18 protein-coding genes are annotated in these 17,282 nt (G+C 50.6%); 16 read left to right on the plus strand and 2 right to left on the minus strand.

Annotated features, from left to right (window positions below; translation table 11 throughout):
* The 6 genes from TSUB_RS21415 to TSUB_RS21440 all read left to right on the plus strand — a co-directional run bounded on the left by TSUB_RS21415 (position 1) and on the right by TSUB_RS21440 (position 6,026).
* Positions 1-603, plus strand: coding sequence for a DUF3486 family protein (locus TSUB_RS21415; protein ID WP_087022443.1), 603 nt, complete (start codon positions 1-3; stop codon positions 601-603).
* Complete coding sequence (locus TSUB_RS21420; RefSeq protein ID WP_087022441.1) at positions 600-2,186, plus strand: terminase large subunit domain-containing protein; 1,587 nt, start codon at positions 600-602, stop codon at positions 2,184-2,186. The genes TSUB_RS21415 and TSUB_RS21420 overlap by 4 nt, the downstream gene beginning before the upstream one ends.
* Positions 2,187-2,315: 129 nt before the next feature.
* The gene (locus tag TSUB_RS21425) at positions 2,316-3,905 is read left to right on the plus strand and encodes a DUF935 domain-containing protein (RefSeq protein WP_087022438.1); all 1,590 of its coding nucleotides are present in this window, start codon (positions 2,316-2,318) and stop codon (positions 3,903-3,905) included.
* Positions 3,905-5,311: a phage minor head protein gene (locus TSUB_RS21430; RefSeq protein WP_087022435.1), complete on the plus strand. Its 1,407-nt coding sequence runs from the start codon at positions 3,905-3,907 to the stop codon at positions 5,309-5,311. The genes TSUB_RS21425 and TSUB_RS21430 overlap by 1 nt, the downstream gene beginning before the upstream one ends.
* Positions 5,312-5,364: 53 nt before the next feature.
* Positions 5,365-5,556: a hypothetical protein gene (locus TSUB_RS21435; protein ID WP_087022432.1), complete on the plus strand. Its 192-nt coding sequence runs from the start codon at positions 5,365-5,367 to the stop codon at positions 5,554-5,556.
* Positions 5,556-6,026 carry a phage virion morphogenesis protein gene (locus TSUB_RS21440; RefSeq protein WP_087022430.1) on the plus strand — a complete coding sequence of 157 codons (471 nt, stop codon included), beginning with the start codon at positions 5,556-5,558 and terminating at the stop codon, positions 6,024-6,026. Before TSUB_RS21435 ends, TSUB_RS21440 begins: the two co-directional genes overlap by 1 nt.
* 299 nt (positions 6,027-6,325) lie before the next feature.
* Here the strand turns inward: TSUB_RS21440 and TSUB_RS21445 are convergent, their stop codons facing one another.
* Together TSUB_RS21445 and TSUB_RS21450 are read right to left on the minus strand one after the other, a co-directional pair.
* Positions 6,326-8,167: a hypothetical protein gene (locus tag TSUB_RS21445; RefSeq protein WP_087022428.1), complete on the minus strand. Its 1,842-nt coding sequence runs from the start codon at positions 8,165-8,167 to the stop codon at positions 6,326-6,328.
* 220 nt (positions 8,168-8,387) lie between these two features.
* Positions 8,388-8,555 carry a hypothetical protein gene (locus TSUB_RS21450; protein WP_159064927.1) on the minus strand — a complete coding sequence of 56 codons (168 nt, stop codon included), beginning with the start codon at positions 8,553-8,555 and terminating at the stop codon, positions 8,388-8,390.
* Between the two features lie 188 nt (positions 8,556-8,743).
* Here TSUB_RS21450 and TSUB_RS21455 point away from each other — a divergent pair, with 188 nt between their 5' ends.
* The 10 genes from TSUB_RS21455 to TSUB_RS21500 all read left to right on the plus strand — a co-directional run bounded on the left by TSUB_RS21455 (position 8,744) and on the right by TSUB_RS21500 (position 17,280).
* Positions 8,744-9,895, plus strand: a complete 1,152-nt coding sequence (locus tag TSUB_RS21455; RefSeq protein WP_087022425.1) for a phage protease — start codon at positions 8,744-8,746, stop codon at positions 9,893-9,895.
* 3 nt (positions 9,896-9,898) lie between these two features.
* A complete protein-coding gene (locus TSUB_RS21460; protein ID WP_087022422.1) occupies positions 9,899-10,279 on the plus strand; it encodes a hypothetical protein in 381 nt (126 codons plus the stop codon).
* Between the two features lie 42 nt (positions 10,280-10,321).
* Positions 10,322-11,221 (plus strand): Mu-like prophage major head subunit gpT family protein, encoded by a 900-nt coding sequence (locus TSUB_RS21465; protein WP_087022419.1) that lies wholly within the window; start codon positions 10,322-10,324, stop codon positions 11,219-11,221.
* Positions 11,222-11,307: 86 nt separating this feature from the next.
* A complete protein-coding gene (locus tag TSUB_RS21470) occupies positions 11,308-11,805 on the plus strand; it encodes an HI1506-related protein (RefSeq protein ID WP_087022416.1) in 498 nt (165 codons plus the stop codon).
* Positions 11,802-12,239, plus strand: a complete 438-nt coding sequence (locus TSUB_RS21475; protein ID WP_087022413.1) for a gp436 family protein — start codon at positions 11,802-11,804, stop codon at positions 12,237-12,239. Before TSUB_RS21470 ends, TSUB_RS21475 begins: the two co-directional genes overlap by 4 nt.
* Positions 12,239-12,661, plus strand: coding sequence for a phage tail terminator protein (locus TSUB_RS21480; protein ID WP_087022410.1), 423 nt, complete (start codon positions 12,239-12,241; stop codon positions 12,659-12,661). The genes TSUB_RS21475 and TSUB_RS21480 overlap by 1 nt, the downstream gene beginning before the upstream one ends.
* A gap of 42 nt (positions 12,662-12,703) precedes the next feature.
* Complete coding sequence (locus tag TSUB_RS21485; protein ID WP_087022406.1) at positions 12,704-13,630, plus strand: phage tail tube protein; 927 nt, start codon at positions 12,704-12,706, stop codon at positions 13,628-13,630.
* Between the two features lie 71 nt (positions 13,631-13,701).
* Positions 13,702-14,043 carry a hypothetical protein gene (locus TSUB_RS21490; RefSeq protein WP_087022404.1) on the plus strand — a complete coding sequence of 114 codons (342 nt, stop codon included), beginning with the start codon at positions 13,702-13,704 and terminating at the stop codon, positions 14,041-14,043.
* Positions 14,040-14,378 carry a hypothetical protein gene (locus TSUB_RS21495; RefSeq protein WP_087022401.1) on the plus strand — a complete coding sequence of 113 codons (339 nt, stop codon included), beginning with the start codon at positions 14,040-14,042 and terminating at the stop codon, positions 14,376-14,378. The genes TSUB_RS21490 and TSUB_RS21495 overlap by 4 nt, the downstream gene beginning before the upstream one ends.
* Positions 14,362-17,280 (plus strand): coiled-coil domain-containing protein, encoded by a 2,919-nt coding sequence (locus TSUB_RS21500; RefSeq protein ID WP_087022398.1) that lies wholly within the window; start codon positions 14,362-14,364, stop codon positions 17,278-17,280. Before TSUB_RS21495 ends, TSUB_RS21500 begins: the two co-directional genes overlap by 17 nt.
* Positions 17,281-17,282 lie beyond the last annotated feature (2 nt).

The following is a 17,282-nucleotide window of genomic DNA, read 5'->3' on the forward strand; positions in this document are numbered from 1 at the left end:
ATGAACCAGCACACCCCAACCGAGCCAAATAGCAAGAAATCGCACACCAAACACCGCATCAGCAAAATCGACAAACTTCCCGACGACATCAAAACCCAACTCAACATCCTGCTCCGAGAAGGAAAAATGTCCCAAACCACCATCCGCGAGCAGATAAACCAACTCATTGACGAGTTTGGCCTACCCGACGAACAAAAAATCAGCCGCAACGGCCTCAGCCGTTATAGCCAAAGCTTTCACAAAGGAATGCAACGCTATCAGCAGGCCCAACAACTCACCCAGCAATGGGTGCAACAATTTGGCGAAATGCCACAAACAGACATTGCACGTTCACTCATAGAAATTGGAAAGTCTCAAATTTTCGACTTTCAAATGGCTGCGCTCGAGGAAGGTGACACCATCGACCCCAAAACCATGGGCCATCTCGCTCTTGCAATTAAACGCCTGCAGGAGGCCCAATCAGGTAGCGTCAAACTCGAAAATGAGATCCGGAAACAAGCCATGGAAGACGCCGCCACCGTGGCTGAAAGTGCCGCCAAAGCAGCAGGAATGACAGCCTCAGGCATTCAAGCCATCAAAAACGAAATCCTAGGGATAGCATGATTAACTCAGCACCTTCTCCCCTCGCCTCCGCTGTTCAACACCTTAGCTACCATTACGACGATAATGAGTTACTGCTTCCCTATCAACGCTACTGGATAGCTGATAACAGCGTAATCAAGATTGCCGAGAAATCGCGTCGAACAGGCATCACCTGGGCGGAAGCGGCCGACTCAGCCCTCACCGCAGGAGCGAGTAAAAGCGCAGCAGGCAGCCATGTGTTTTATGTGGGTTCCAACAAACAGATGGCACGCGAATTTGTCGACGCCGTCGCTATGTGGGCTAAAGCCTTTGATAAGGCGGCTGGAGAGATCTGCGAAGAAGTTCTCGAGGATGAAGACAAAGACATCCTCACCTTTGTCATCTACTTCGCCTCAGGCTATAAAGTCCAAGCCCTAAGCTCGAACCCCTCAAACCTACGGGGGATGCAAGGTAACGTCGTCATTGATGAAGCCGCCTTTCATGAGCGCCTTGCCGAAGTCCTTAAAGCCGCCCTCGCTCTTACAATGTGGGGCAGCAAAGTGCGCCTCATCAGCACCCACAACGGCGTAACAAATCTCTTTAACCAACTCATTAGCGATAGCCGAGCTGGCAAAAAACGTTACAGCGTACACACCATCACCCTAGATGATGCTTGTCGCATGGGGCTCTATAAACGTATCTGCAAACGTCAAGCCGCCAACGGTGGCAAGCCATGGAGTCAAACCAGAGAAGAGCAATGGAAGGCCAACCTTCTCAAGGATACCGCCACTGAAGATGACGCCCTTGAAGAGTACTACTGCGTGCCCAAAGCCAGCGCTGGCCAATATGTCCCCACCGTTCTTATCGATGCCGCCATGCAAGCAGGTATTCCCATTCTCAGTTGCGAGGCTCCAGACTCACACCTCAACGGTAAAAGCTTCATGGAATGGAGTGATGCCCAGCGCAAAGCCTATATTGAGGAATGGATTAAACGCTGTTTAACGCCCTATTTAAACACTCTCGACCCACAATGCTCGCACGCCTTTGGGGAAGACTTCGCTCGCAAAGGAGATCTCACTATCTTCGTCCCACTCGAAATCAGCAAGCGTCTTACCAAACGCGTCCCGTTTGTGGTCGAACTACGTAACCTTACTTATGATGCCCAACGCCAAGTCATGATCGCCCTCTGTGATGCGCTACCAAGAAAACGCGGCATGGCATTTGATGCCACAGGGAATGGCGGCTACCTCGCCGAAGCCGCCGCACTGCGTTACGGCACCGAAATGGTCGACCAAGTGGCCATCAATGACCCTTGGTATCGAGAATGGATGCCCAAACTCAAAGCTGAGTTCGAAGACCAGACTCTCATCATCCCCAAGCATGAAGACTGCCGCGACGACCTCCACCAAATCCAAGTCATCAACGGTATTCCAAAAATAGACAAAGGCAAAACCAAAGGCCAAGACGGTAAACAACGCCACGGAGACTTCGCCGTTGGCCTCGCCATGGCAATCCGCGCCAGCCACATGACAGGCAGCACCATCGAATTCACCCCACTCCCCAAAGCCAACGAACTCGACGACCACGACGACCTACTCAACGACCTAGAGAGCGGCTGTTATTAGCAAACAAACCAAGAGGTATGTCTAGAAAATACGCAGACTTTCCGCTACAGGGACGTAGCGATAAAGCACCAAGGATGGCACTAAGCGTGTCTGCGCTTTTCTCGGCATACCTCGCCAAAAGGACACATCATGATTATCGATATTTATGGCCGCAAGCTCACCGCCGAGCACCTCGACGAACCGCAAACCGACCAAGACAGCAAACTCGCCCACCTCCAACGCCACTACGCCAACCATCCATCCAACGGCCTCACCCCAAGAAAACTGGCTGCTCTCATGCAGCGCGCCGAGCACCACGACCTCATCGCTCAATGTGAACTCGCCGAAGACATGGAAGAGAAAGACGCCCACCTCCAAAGTGAGCTTTCCAAGCGAAAGATGGCATTACTTGGGCAAGACTGGCGCATCATTCCGCCTCGTAATGCCACCGCTGCCGAAGAAAATGATGCCGACATGATTCAGGAGCTGCTTGAAGATGCCACTTGGCTCGATGATGCCCTCTTTGACATGAGTGATGCCATCCTCAAAGGCTTTGCCAACCTCGAATTAGAGTGGCGTTTTGAGCAGAAAACCCATCTCGTCCACAACTATCACTTTCGCGAAGCTGCCTGGTTCACCATCAACCCAGAGCACCGCAATGAATTGCGCCTTCGCGACGACACTCACCAAGGCGAGCCACTGCGCCCTTTCGGTTGGATAAGCCATATCGGCAAAGCCAAATCTGGCTACCTCTCCCGCGCAGGGCTTATCCGCGTACTCGCTTGGCCCTACCTGTTTAAAAACTACAGCGTGCGCGACCTCGCCGAATTCTTAGAGATCTACGGCCTACCGCTGCGCATCGGTAAATATGCCGATGGCGCAACCGAACGTGAAAAACACACCCTACTAAGGGCGGTGATGAGTATCGGCCACAACGCAGGTGGCATTATCCCGAAAGGGATGGAGATAGAATTCGAGAAAGCCGCCGAGGGAGCTAGCGAGCCTTTTATGGCAATGATTGCTTGGTGTGAAAAGTCGATAAGCAAAGCGATCCTCGGGGGCACTCTCACTAGCCAAGCCGATGGCAAGACCAGCACCAACGCCCTCGGCAATGTGCATAATGAAGTACGTGAAGAGATCCGCAACTTTGACCTCAAACGCCTCGCAGCTACCCTCACTCGCGATCTCATCTATCCCCTCTATGCTCTGAATGGTAAGAGCTTCAAAGGGCCACACCGTCATCCCCGCTTTGAGTTTGACCTCACCGAAGCCGAAGACATCGAGCATCTCAGCAAGTCACTGCCTAACCTTGTCAAACTCGGGATGCAGATCCCCGTAAGTTGGGTACATGAAAAAACCCAAATCCCCCAAGCCACCGATGGCGAAGCGACACTAGGGCTAACACCCATAGCCGAACCTAAACCGACAGACAACACAGCTCAACACCAAGCTAGCCTCAGTGCAAACACCATTGTGCCAACAGCCCCAACAGATCGAAACGATACCGATATCCCAGCCCAGCAAACAGAGACACTAAGACAAGAAGCAGGCGGCCTGCTCGAACTTATGATCGATGAAGTACGTGAACTGGTCGAAAGTGCTACCTCACTGACACAACTGCGCGAAGATATTCTCGGCTTACAAGGGCAAATCAGTACCGAGCAACTCGGCGAAACACTCGCCCTTGCTATGGCCGCCGCAGAGCTATCGGGCATCAGCGATGTCACGGAGGGACACTAATGCCCGTCAATTACGCCAGCCTGCCGTTTAAACAACAGATCGCCTACCTCAAAAACAAAACCAACCTCCCCTCACAACGCTGGGCTGATATCTGGGTAAACGCCCACAACCGCGCCTTTACCATCGCAGGTGCCATGCAAGATGATCTCCTCGCAGACTTTCGCAGCGCCGTCGACAAAGCCATCAGTGAAGGCAAAAGCCTAGGCTGGTTTAAACAGCAATTCGATCACATCACTGCGCACCACGGCTGGCAATACAAGGGCAACCGAGACTGGCGCGCCAACGTCATCTACGAAACCAACATCCGCCAAAGCTACACCGCAGGCCGAGAGCAACAGATAGACGCACTCAAAGGCACACGCCCGTATGGCATTTACAAACACAGCGGCAGTGAAAACCCACGCCATGATCACCTCAAGTGGCATAACCTAGTGCTCCCGCTTGATGATCCTTGGTGGCAAACCCACTCTCCCATCAACGGCTATGGATGCGCCTGCAAAAAGTTCACTCTCAGCGAGGCCGACCTAAAACGTATGGGGCTTAAGGTTGGCAAAGCCCCCGCCATAGAGACCTATGAATGGATTGACAAAGCCACTGGCGAGTTACACCACATTCCCAAAGGCATCGACCCTGGGTTTGACTACACCCCAAAAAACAGTGCAGAGCTGACCAAAATCGCCAAAGCAGCCGTCGCTAAAAAGCCCCCTCTCGCTACCCGCCTTTCCCCACGCAGTGTCGAGCACACCTTTTCAACCGTAAACAAAGTCAATGCTATCGAGATAAGCCGCATACTCGATGAGTTACAAGGCACACCAAGCCACACTGCACTGAAACAGTTTTTGAACCACCACGACACCAAAACCCTCATTCTCAAAGCAGGAGAACTCAGCGGCACTGCCAAGGCGCGCGCTATCGCACAGCAAGTTGAGGAGTATCTACAAACAGGTCGCGCGAACATAAGTCACTTTTATACGCGTCGTCCTCGCCGCGTGAACGGTTTCACCTCTCCACGCTGGAATCATGTCGTCGTAAAAGCAAAGAGTACCGACACGCTGAAAAACCTTTTCGTCAGCGATATTACAACCCAAATCACTCATGTATTTGAGAAAGCAAAAACAGGCAAGCCCGTCTGGTCATTCTCTACCGCAGCACGCCGACACACTGAGGGCGCGCGAGTCTTTACCACATGGCTACATGAAATCGGCCATCAGGTCTATTTCAAAGCCAATACACCACTCGTTCCCCAGCCACTGCTCAGTAACTACCTCACTGAGTACGCCGCATCCAATCCACACGAATGGTTTGCCGAACACTTTGTGGCTTGGGTGCTTACTCCTGAGCGTCTTAAACAAGCGGCTCCTAATACATTCACATTTATTTCAGAAACGGTTTCAAAAACAAGTTAAGCTCAATAGAGCGCGACAAGGCTCCGTCTCACGAAAGGATATAAAGAGGCACAATGGAACTACTCAAGCAAGCACAAATACTGATTAAGCAACCATTAACTATCGAATCCCTACGCGAACTCGATAAGCTCTGCGAACAAGCTAAAGGAGTGGAAGCAGATCGCCTTGGGGATATCTGGGAGGCGGCGATGGTTTCATCTGATACTGCGCTTTTTAACCAGGCAGTAAAAGAAGGGCTGTTTTAATGGTGGGCGTTACCTTCTCCCTTGCTGCAGAAGAGGCAGCAAACGGCATCGCCACTATCCGCTCGCAGCTCAACACCTTGGTAAAGCAAGGCCAAGATATTCAGCCACTACTACAAGAGATAGGCGAATACCTCTTACTCGCCCATGACGAACGCTGGCAAAAGCAACAATCCCCTGACGGCGAACCCTGGCAACCACTCAGTCCAGACTACGCTACTACCAAATCCCGCAACCCAAACCTCATCTTAGTACTCAACCGTCACCTCTCCCGTGAACTCAGCTACGACACCAGCCAAGATGAACTTCAATTTGGCACCAACTACGAATACGGTGCAATCCACCACTTCGGCGGCACACCCATCATGCGACCACAAAACGCCGCTATTCCTGCGCGACCATGGCTAGGTGCCAGCGAAGAGGATCTGCAGGTAATTAGTGAGATGGTGATAGCAAGACTGAAAAGCGCCTGAGAAACGATTTCAGGAGGTTAGGAAGAAAGAGGGGGCGTTATATAGGTGTGACCCGTTTAAACGATTTTGGGAGGGTTTAAACGAGGTTTGAAAGCAAAAACACAGTTCTTTTATACTGATGATTGGCTCTATGTGCTGAATGATAGAGAGTGAGGATTTGATGGTTTCTATCGCAAGATCCATTTCCAACATTAAAGAAATCTTCTGCATCGTGCTTCTTGAGATAATATTTCTCACTTCACTATTTGTTTATCAATGAGGCAACAAATCTAATTTATTACCTCATTAGTAATGACGAATTAAATTGACTTTGAAATCAAGTCAGCCTTCAGCAAACCACCTTTTGTTAATAGCTTTGCAGAAAAATTAGGGTGTCTTCTCTGCTTGTAGGCATCGAGTATCTTTTTCAGTCCAGCCGCTTCAAGAAGAGATATATTAATATCAGTGTCCATATCAGCAGCATCAACAAAATCATCTGAAAATGCAGGAGCAATGATAAGAACCTGTGCAACCCTGTGACCATTTGCCTCACAGCGTTTTACATAAGACTTAACCTGCCTAGAAGTTGAAGAGTACTTTGCAAAGCTACCATTCTTAAAGGATTTTGCTTCACCGATAATTACATCATCGTTATCAAGAGAGATAATAATATCTGCCTTATCTTTTGCAGTGTTTATATCTTTACGCAAATCTTCATCAACAATCATTCCTAACTGCTCTAAAATGGAACGAGTTATTTCTTCGAACTTAACCCCAATATCAGCTTCTTTAATATCAATACCAGCCTGATGTAAACCTTGTAAATCACGAGATGCTAGCAGAGAGTAGTTCTCTATCAAGCGATCATTCGCACTAGCATATGACTCAATAATTTGGCTTCTAGCGTTTCCTCTTCGAGACAAGCCCATATCATTACGTATTATTTTAATCTCATCATTTGAATATAAGTATAGTATATCAAAAGGCGTAATACCCAATGCTCTTAGCTTCTCAGGATCAATTGACTCTTTGTTTTCTATTTCAAAGTCAGATCTTATTCTCTCTTCAACTTTAGGATCAGTCAAAGAAAGCGCTGCTAATAACTCTTTAAAACCACTCACACTAAGAGTATTAAACTCTTCATCTTCCGAGTGATTTAAGAAATTAAGAAGCACATCGATTCTGTCCTGTAAACGCACTCCAATCCTTTGAATATCCAAGTCCATATCTTCAATCAACAGTTTAACTCGTTCTTTGCGTTGATTTTGGCTGGCATCTTCTGCATGCATATCATTTGCGAGTATATGGCGAATGGATAGGCCAGAGTGAGAAATAGTACTTATTTTCTCTTGTCGACTAATACCTCTTACTTTCTGACCATGTGCTTTAAGCACATTAGACAGCTCAGAATCAGTTAATGACCTAAGTATTCGGAGCGCATACTTATCACGAACCTCTTTACCCTGAATCTCATGGATAAGACTTGTCACCTCATCAGCAATCATCACTTCAGAGCGTCTTCTGTTAATCAAAATCAGACCACTCTCACGCAAGTACTCTAAAGCACTATCAATTCCAAGTTCTGGAATAGGGTCAACAGAATGCTCGATGGCATGAACTTCCTCTTGGGATATACCTAGACGCTCTGACAAAACATTTAGTATTGTTCTTTCATCCTCAGAAACCTTAGCTGCACGATTAGCCTTTAAGTCGTTACTAAAGGCCACATGCATACAATCGTAATAGACCTTTAAACGCTCTAGTCTCTCAAACTCCCCTTGAGATTCGTAGTCATTGATCTCTTGAAGAAGCTGTTGACTCAACCTATCTATGCTTTGGTAATCTTTAGCGTATAATGACTCAACCCAAGGAATTGTCGCAACTGCATTCCCATCACGTGTCAATATGTTAATTAGCAATGAGACTTGTGGCCCTCCAAGTGCAATTTGCTCTCGAATATGCTCCCGAAACCTCTTCTTAACCAAACAAAATAGTTGAGTAATCTCATTTCCAGATGCAGCTTTCAGCTGACCATTTATCTTTTCTAATTGTGCTGAAAGCTCTTCATCACTTTTACTTTCTTGGCATAACCTATCGATACAATTTATAAACTTTGAACGCTCTACTTGGTTTGTATGACTTAAAATCTGGCTAAGTTTCATTGCATGTCCCTGAGATAACAAAACATCATAACGACATATTCTATCGTCTTTAGCCCGGCATGTTATGCCTTCTATGGCATACTGATAACCACATCACATTCAAGACGCAAGGTATTCATATCAAGGATGGAGTTCATTCATCAAAACAAAACTAACTTCGACATAAGCATAGCTTGTGATAGACAGAGACAATAAGGAATAGACGAAATATCGCATCCAGTTATAGCGCTAACAATAAAGCAAAAACGACCAATACAATACCCAATTTAATATGCCAGAGATCAGCATTCACCCGGTCGCCAAAGTTCAACCCAGCATCCAAAGTAGACCATTCTAAAACCCCATGCGCGGCTACAACTGCGACAAGCCAGAACATTGAATTTGTCATTCTATCATCCTGAAATTTAGCCTAATTTCTAATCGTAGACTTTACATAGCCCAAAAAACAAACACTTTAAAGTAAGGTTGCTACTTTCAAGAATTAGGATCTGTATTTGAGTGTTGAGTTCGATAGATTTCCTTCCCCCCGAACCCCTTCCAACCCAGTCCCTGTTCTCATAGCGCCACAATGGCGCTATGAACAAAATCACAGCGTCATCTCACCCAATCAACTACGCGGTTTTAAGCGCTGAGAACCCTCACCCATTTGCGGTACTCTCTGCAGAGCTGACCCCCGCAGAAGATGGCTGGGTACAACTGCTGCCTGCAGGCCCATTCACCGCTCGAGATGGTCGCCCTCATGATACCGCCGATGGTCACTGGCACCTCGATGCCAACAGCGCCAATGCCTTTATCACAGCCACACAAAATTTAACGCAAAAGGTGTTGGTGGATTACGACCACCAAGCCCTCACCGCACGAGAAAGCAATGGCCCGGTTCCCGCTGCGGCATGGCTATCTACTGTTGATATTGAATGGCGAGAGCCTGATGAAAAGCAAAGCGGCGGCATCTTTATTAAACCCGAATGGACATCCACCGCTCGCCAACTGATAGACAACAAAGAGTATGCCTTTCTCTCTGCCGTCTTCCCCTACGACAAAACAGGCCGCCCACTCTACCTGCGCATGGCTGCACTCACCAATGACCCTGCCGTTCTTGGCATGGAGCCGCTCGCGCAACTCGCAGCCGACTTCAACGTCAATTTAACCACCCCGAATACCGCCATTAACCTCCATGGCACCACCGAGGATTCGCTCATGAACGATCTCTTAAAACAACTACTCGGCAAACTCGGTATCGAGCTGCCAGACAATGCCAACCCATCCATTACTACAGAGCAAGCCGCTGCGGCATTATCAGCACTCGATGCGTTGCAAACCAAAGCGGAAGAATCTGAATCGTTAGCCACGCAAGTCACTGACCTCAACAGCCAAATAGCAAGCCTCAGTTGTGCCTATAACGGGGTTACTGAGCAAATTGCTGCCCTCAGTGTCGAGAGTACTACAGGGCAAGTGCTCGGCATACTCAGTGAGGCGAAAGCTGCAGGTAAAATCGTGGCCGCTGAAGAGGACTACCTCACCACCTTTGGCAAGCAACACGGCATCGCTGCCCTTTCAGCCATGCTCGATAAACGCCCCGCCATCACCGCGCTCACGACCCAACAGACCGCGACTCACCTCGACCAGCAGCAAAACCAACAGCAAGACCCACAACTTACCGACGAAGATCTCGCGGTGCTCAGTGCCTGCGGTCTCGATAAATCCACCTTTCTCGAACACAAGGAGTAGCCCATGCCAGCTAAACGTTACGGCACGAAACGCGCCTACGGCATGAAAGCCAATATTAGCCTTATAGCCCATGCCCCTGTCTTTTTGTCTGCTGGCCTAGCGGTCGATTTTGCCTCGGCAACACCTGCTGACACCTTTATCGGCACCGCGACACTGGGTCAAGACGCCACTGGCCAACCTGATAACGTCATGCGCGTAGAGGTTGATATTGCCGAAACTAAGTTTGCCAACAGTGGTGATATCACTCCGGCCCATATCGGTAACACGGCCTACTTTATTGACGCCAACACCCTCAGCTTAGATAACAACGGCGATGCCCGAATCCGTGGTGGCACCATCACTCAAGTCGATGACGACGGCATCTGGATAGCGGCCAAACTCTAACCCGCTGATCTATCTCACTACTCAATATCAACGGAGTGCAACATGGAAATCACCCCACAAGCAATGACCTCCCTTTACACCGCTGTTAAGACCGCTTTTAGTACAGGGCGCGGCAGCTACACCCCAATCTGGCCCAAGCTCGCCACCTTGGTGCCTTCGACCACAGGCACTGAAACCTATGCCTGGCTCGGTCAATTTCCGCGCCTTCGTGAGTGGATTGGCGATCGCCAAGTCAACCAACTCAAGGCGCACGATTACTCTCTGAAAAACAAGAAGTACGAGAGCACCGTTGGCATCCCTCGTGAAGCGATAGAAGATGACCAATACGGCGTTTACATGCCACTTATGGAGGAGATGGGCTATGCCGCAGCTTGTCATCCCGATGAAATGCTGTTCGCTCTGATGCCTGCTGGCTTTAGTACACCGTGTTACGACAAGCAAAACTTCTTCGACACCGACCACCCCGTCAATGACCCGAAGAAAGGGAAAGCAACCTCGGTCAGTAATATGCAGGAGGGTGACAACCCGCCTTGGTATCTGCTCGACACACGTCGCCCGCTCAAGCCCTTCATTTTCCAGCGTCGCCGTGACTACAGTGTCGATGCCAAGACCGATAAAGGACAGTCTGACCACGTCTTTATGGCGGATGAATACCTCTACGGCACCGACGGACGCGGTAACTGGGGATTTGGTTTCTGGCAACAAGCCTTTGCGTCTAAGGCAGCACTCAGTGCCGACAACTTCGAAGCAGGTATTCAACGCATGATGGAATTTAAATCTGACGAGGGTCGCCCATTGGGTATCTCTCCTGACCTGCTTATCGTCGGGCCTTCTAACCGCGCTGCAGCGAAGAAAGTGATCGACGCAGAAAACCGAGCCAACGGCGAAAGCAACATCAACTACAAAGCGGTTGAACTCATGGTGGTGCCTTGGCTGCCATAGCCCTTAGTAGCCCGAACAGTCCTCTTTAATCTTGTCACGCAGTGCCCAACTGACAACCGCTAACAGTACAGTGGAGACCTTATGCTATGTCGATATCTGAAACACCACTTTCACCCACGTCTCAGTCATTGGTTATCTATAGCCATGCGCCGAATGGCTATCGCCGTGCAGGCATGGTGTTTAAGTTTGGTAAAAACACCTTGGAGGTCGGCGCACTTAACGCCACGCAACTGGCCCAGCTTAAAGCCGACCCGCGCCTGGCAGTGTTGGCAGCGCCGTTGGTCAATGCAGTACCAGCCCAAGCCACCCAAACAGATAACCATCGTCCTTCATCGGGGGCCTTGGATGCGCAAGCATCACAAGGTGATATAGCCGCGCAGGCTTCACAAAGTGAAGTAGCAGAGGGCAATCTAAAAGGATTAGAAGGCTCAAAAATCGAAACGGCGATAACCCAACTCGACCCAAACAATCCCAATCACTTCACCAACAGCGGTAAACCGCAGACCGACATACTTAGCCAGCTTGTCGGTCGTCGAGTCAGCGCTGCAGAACGTGACCAAGCATGGGAGAGCTATCAATCATGACCTATTGCAACGCCCTTGACATGATAGAGCGCTACGGCACCGAAGAGCTGGCACAGCTTACCAATCAAGGCGTCAACCATGACGACACCGCTATCGACACCCAAACCCTCGACCGCGCTATCGACGATGCTTGCGCTACCATCGACGGTTATATTGGAGGCCGTTATCGCCTGCCCTTGCCTACGCTGCCTCGTATCCTCACCCGCTTTGCCTGCGACTTAGCCCGTTACTACCTCTACGATGACGTGCTTGATGAGGCCCACCAAGCCCACAAACGCCACCAAGAGGCGATTAGCTATCTAAAGTCAGTCAGTAAGGGCTTGGTACAACTCGGCTTTGACGATAACCACACTAAGGCCGACACCAACAACAGCGCCACCATCACCTCATCAGGCAGCGTCTTCGCCCGTGACCAAAGCAAAGGGTTTATCTGATGCCTAACATCATCGACAGGACCATCGGGCACCTAAAAACTAGCGCCCAATGGCGTGACGTCAAACCACTTGGCGGCTTATCCGAATTTGATATCAAACGATCAGGGCTACGCACCCCCACCCTATTTGTATTCGTGGTATCAGAAAACCCCAAGCCCGATGTGCGTGGTAGTGGCCCCTACTTGCAAAGCATTACCGTCACGCTCGGCGTCGTGATTGTCGACAGCAACCGTAATGGCCGTGAGCTGAATTTCACGTCGCTGCGCCAAGCCCTACGGCAGCAACTCTTCGGCTGGCAGCCCACCAAAGAGCACGAACCCTACTGGCTCGGCCCAGGTCGCTTGCTTTCCATCGAGAAAGGCCAAGCCAGTTGGATAGATCACTTCGTCACCGAATACACCGCCGACCAAAACCATGTTTAAACATTACTTAATGCTTGTTTAAACCCATCATTAGGAAATGCCATGAGCCGCAAAGCGAAAAAGAAAATCCTCATGTTCGCCCCTGAGACTAACTACGGTGTAGACCCCATCGCAGGTGGAAGCGAACCAAGTTTCATCCTCGGCCGAGAGTTCAGCATCGTCCCGCAAGCAGGCGAGTCCCTCGCACTGGATTACGATACAGGCGAACTCGGCAACAGCCCCGAAATCATGACAGAATGCTACGTCGAGGTAGAGTTCGGCATCGACTTCGCCTCAAAACAGTTAACCGCAGAGGGCACCATCGGCGAGCCTGCTCCATGGTCCCCCCTGCTCGATAGCTGCTTGCGTAAAACCGTCACCGAAGAGAACAAAACCCGCTATCTCATCAACGACACCAGCAGCGACAGCCTCACCCTCTACTACTACCAATCAGGCACACTGCACAAGGTTACAGGCGCGCGCGGAACCGTCGCTCTGTCTCTGCAAGCCAAGCAGTTCCCAACCCTAAAATTCAAATTCACTGGGCTGCATAGCGTCCCAGAATCCGCCGAGCACCCAACACCCGACTTCAGTCACTACCAAACACCACTCAAAGTCGGCGTCGAAAACAGTGCCTTCACCATCGACGGCACACCCCATAAAATGGTCTCGCTCGAAATCGACCAAGCCAATAGCGTCATCCACCAAGAGTATGTCGGCCACGAAGAGGTGATGATCACCGACTTCGCCCCTACGGCCACCCTCATCATGGAAGCGCCAGACCTCAACACCCTAGACCCATTCGCTCTCGCCAAGGCAGGCAAAGAGCACACCATCGCTTTCACTAACGGCCCCATCGGCAACCAAATCGGCTGGCAATCTCAGAAAGTCCAGTTCGGCCGTCCCAGCTACGCTGACCAAGACGGTACCCAAACCTACTCCATCCCACTGCGTCTCATCGGTGGTAGCGATGAGATATTTAATTGTTAACGAACCACTGCGATACACCTTTGCGTTAACCCAGTAGCTGATTACCAAGCCCCAAATTGAGGACTAATACCATGTTTAAACTTACCAAAAACCGTCTCGTCAAAGCCTGGCCCGCCACCGTCTCCCTTGCCACCGACAATGGCGAAATACAGACCCATGAGATCACCCTCGATCTCGTCCTCCTTGATACTGGCGAATTCAACGACCTCTCGCGCCAAGGCGACCCTGCCTTCTTCAAAAAAGTCATCAAAGGCTGGGACGGCATCGGAGACGAAAATGGCGACCCACTGCCTTTCAATACCAAAACCCTCAAAGCCGCCGTCCAAAACCCTGCCTTTACCGCCGCTGCGCTAAGCGCTTACATGGACGCAGCCCAAGGACGCGCCGCAACAAAAAACTTACCGAGGCAGTGATCGCACTCATCGATGGGCCAACCCCCACCGATGACAACGAATGGCACCAAGAGCTAAAAGACTGGGGGCTACCCATCCCCCTCTCGCCACAACGCTCAGAGCCGACTCTTATCGAACTTTGGCAAGAGAATGCAACGGCACTCGAATGGTGGTTGAGTTTGCCCCAGTTTCTTCGTTGGCATAACGGCATCTGCTTAGGCATGGATGTGCAGGCGGTTGCCGCTGATTTGCAGTTGAGCCAGCGTTCTTACTCCCCCGATGATTATGACCGTCTAAAAGTCATCGCTGCGACTGTTACTGAGAGTGTGAATTTACGTAATGAGTCAAAACCTTAAGTTTGCCCTGCGCTTTTCAGCGGATACTCGCCAGTTTGTTAATGGTGTGGGACAAGCCGATCGCGCCGTTGAGCAACTCGGCCAAAAATCGACATCGACGGCAGGAACGTTGCGTGACCTTGATGCGCAAAGCGATCAGCTTTCGACGGCCATGACGAACTTAAAAAGTCATGTGATGGCCGCTGTTGGTGGTTTTGCGGCGTTGGCATCGGTAAGAGGCATGGTGGGTGTGTATCGTCAACAAGCGTTGCTGATCGACCAAACGGCTAAGCACGCAGATTTGCTCGGTATCACTACCGAGGCACTGACGCAATTTCGCCATGCGGGCGAGATGACGGGGATTACGAGTAATAATCTCGATACCGCATTACAGCGTATGACACGCCGAGTCGCTGAGGCCGCGACGGGTTCGGGTGAAGCCAAAGCCGCCATCGAAGAGTTGGGATTTAGTGCTGCAGCGTTGTCACAGCTCACGCCGGAGCAGATGTTGTACAAGTTTGCGGATGGATTTAAGCAAGTTGAGAGTCAATCAGATCGGGTTCGCTTGGCTTTTAAATTGTTTGATACCGAAGGGGTAAAGCTTGCCAACTTATTAAAGCTTGGCTCTGAGAGCTTGCGAGAGATGACGCGAGATGCGGATGCGCTGGGCATTACCCTTAATCGCTTTGACGCTAGCAAGATAGAAGAGGCTAACACTAGCTTGTATCGGGCGCAGGCCGCTTGGCAAGCCTGGCAACAGGAGATGGTGATAGGTGTTGCCCCTACGCTTGAAGTTGTTGCAGATAATCTGACGAGTTTGTCTACCGCCATTGGTGTGACTCTTACCGTTGCACTAGGTCGCGGTATAGCAGCGCTGGGAAACAAAACGGCGGCCTCTCTTCGCGCAACACTCGCCGAACGCAGTCATCAACTCGCCTTAGTAGCACAGACAAAGCAAACCATCGCCGTAACGAGTGCAGAGATCGCTCGCTTACAGTCACTGCAGCTATCCAATGGCTTTATTTTTCGCTCTACTGGCGGCGAAAAAGCGCTGGCTATTGCTCGTGCTCAACTCACTGCGGCGACCACGACCCTTACCACTGCTCAAGCCCGGCTCAATGTCGTCGCGCGCGCCGGAACAGGTGTGCTGGCAATGCTGGGTGGCCCGCTTGGTATTGCTATGATGGCCGCGGGGGCGTTGGCGTATTTTGGTATGCAGGCCGACAGTGCGAAGTTAGATACTGAGCAGCTCAAACATGAAGTAGATGGTTTGCTAGGGCGTATGCAGGCGCTAGAAGCTACGCGTCTCAATGGTGTGATTGAAAAGCAAAAAACCTTGGTTGCTGAGCTTCGCGGCGAGTATCGCAAGCTGGCATTTTCTCCTGCAGCATCCCCCCAAAGCCTATGGCAGCGCTTGTTTGAAAGTAACAGCGAAATGCGTGAGCGGCAGATCCGTGAAGCTCGCGAGTCGGCAGAGGCGGTATCAGCGATTCAAAAGCAACTAATGCAAGCTGAAGCCGATTTGTCCGCCCTGGAAGCGCGTTTAGCGGGTAGCCAATCGCCGAGTGAGCCGACAGGCATTTCTAGTAGTGCTAATAGCGAACAAACGGCGGCCGCAGAGCGACAACTCGCGACTTTGAAGCGTCAAGTGGCGATGTTAGGCCAACGCAGTGAAGCGGCGAAAATTGCCTATGAAGTAGAGCAAGGTGGGCTGAAAAATGTCAGTGATGCGCTGAAAAACCAGTTGCGGTTGGAGGCGCAAAAGCTCGATAACAAAGCGGCCGCACTGGAAGCGCAGCAACGCCAACAAGAACTTGAACGACAAGGCGATAGTTTGTTAGCGCAACTAGAGCAACAAATTGCTTTGCATGGCGTGAGCAGTGAAGTGGCGAAAGTGCGTTACGAGATTGAAAAAGGCAGTCTGCAGGGCATTAACGCGTCACTGGCTGAGAACATCTTGCTTCAAGCGGCGCGTTTAGACCAACTGAACGAGACAGGCTCAGACAGTCGCCATATTGATGCGTTTTATGCGGAAACCGATGCATTGAATGATGCGTGGCTGCTTCGTAGCGCGATCATGGCTGACCGTGAAAATGAAGCGAAGACGCGAGAAGAATACGCGTATGGCGAGCGTTTAAGCCGTCTTTCTGCTGTGTTTCAACGGGCTTATACCCAAGCCCAAGATAACCAATCCCTCCAAGATCAACTAGAAAGCGAGTATTTCGCGAGTCGGGAAATACTGCGGGCTGAACACGAAGCCAATCTCACCGATATTGAACGTCAAGCCATTGATGAGCGCGCCGAATATCAGCGTACTGTTGCGGATAACTTACTGACGTTTACAGAGCAGCAACTCGGTATTACTACCAACTTTCTGCGTGGGGCGGGCGAAGAGCAATCCAGCATCTATCGAGTGTTGTTTGCGGCGCAAAAAATGGCGGCCATCCCTTCGATGATCATTTCGACGGAAGAAGCGGCAATGAAGGCGATGGCAGCTTATCCAGCCCCCGCTGGCCCTGCGTTAGCCGCGGCCGTGCGTACCATGGGCTATGCCTCGGTGGGAATCGTCGCTGGTACCGCGATAGCAGGTCAAGCCCATGACGGTATCAACCGCGTACCTGCCGCCAATGAAGGCACCTGGATGCTGCGCAAAGATGAGATGGTGCTCAACCCTAAACAGGCGGATAACTTCCGCTGGATGGTGGGGGTAATGAGCCAAATGAAACAGATGCAGGCGCAGCAACAACAGTTTTATCGCCAACCTGCGCCGCAGGGAGGCGGTTCACCAAATGTGAACGTATCACCCGCGCCGGTGCATGTGGCCTTTCTCGACAATGAAGCCCATTTGGCGGCTTATCTGCGCAGTGACATTGGAGAAGAGGCGGTGGTGAAAATCGTACAACGGAATCGTGGCAGTTTTTAAGG

This window comes from Thaumasiovibrio subtropicus (assembly GCF_019703835.1).
Taxonomy (GTDB): Bacteria; Pseudomonadota; Gammaproteobacteria; order Enterobacterales; family Vibrionaceae; genus Thaumasiovibrio; species Thaumasiovibrio subtropicus.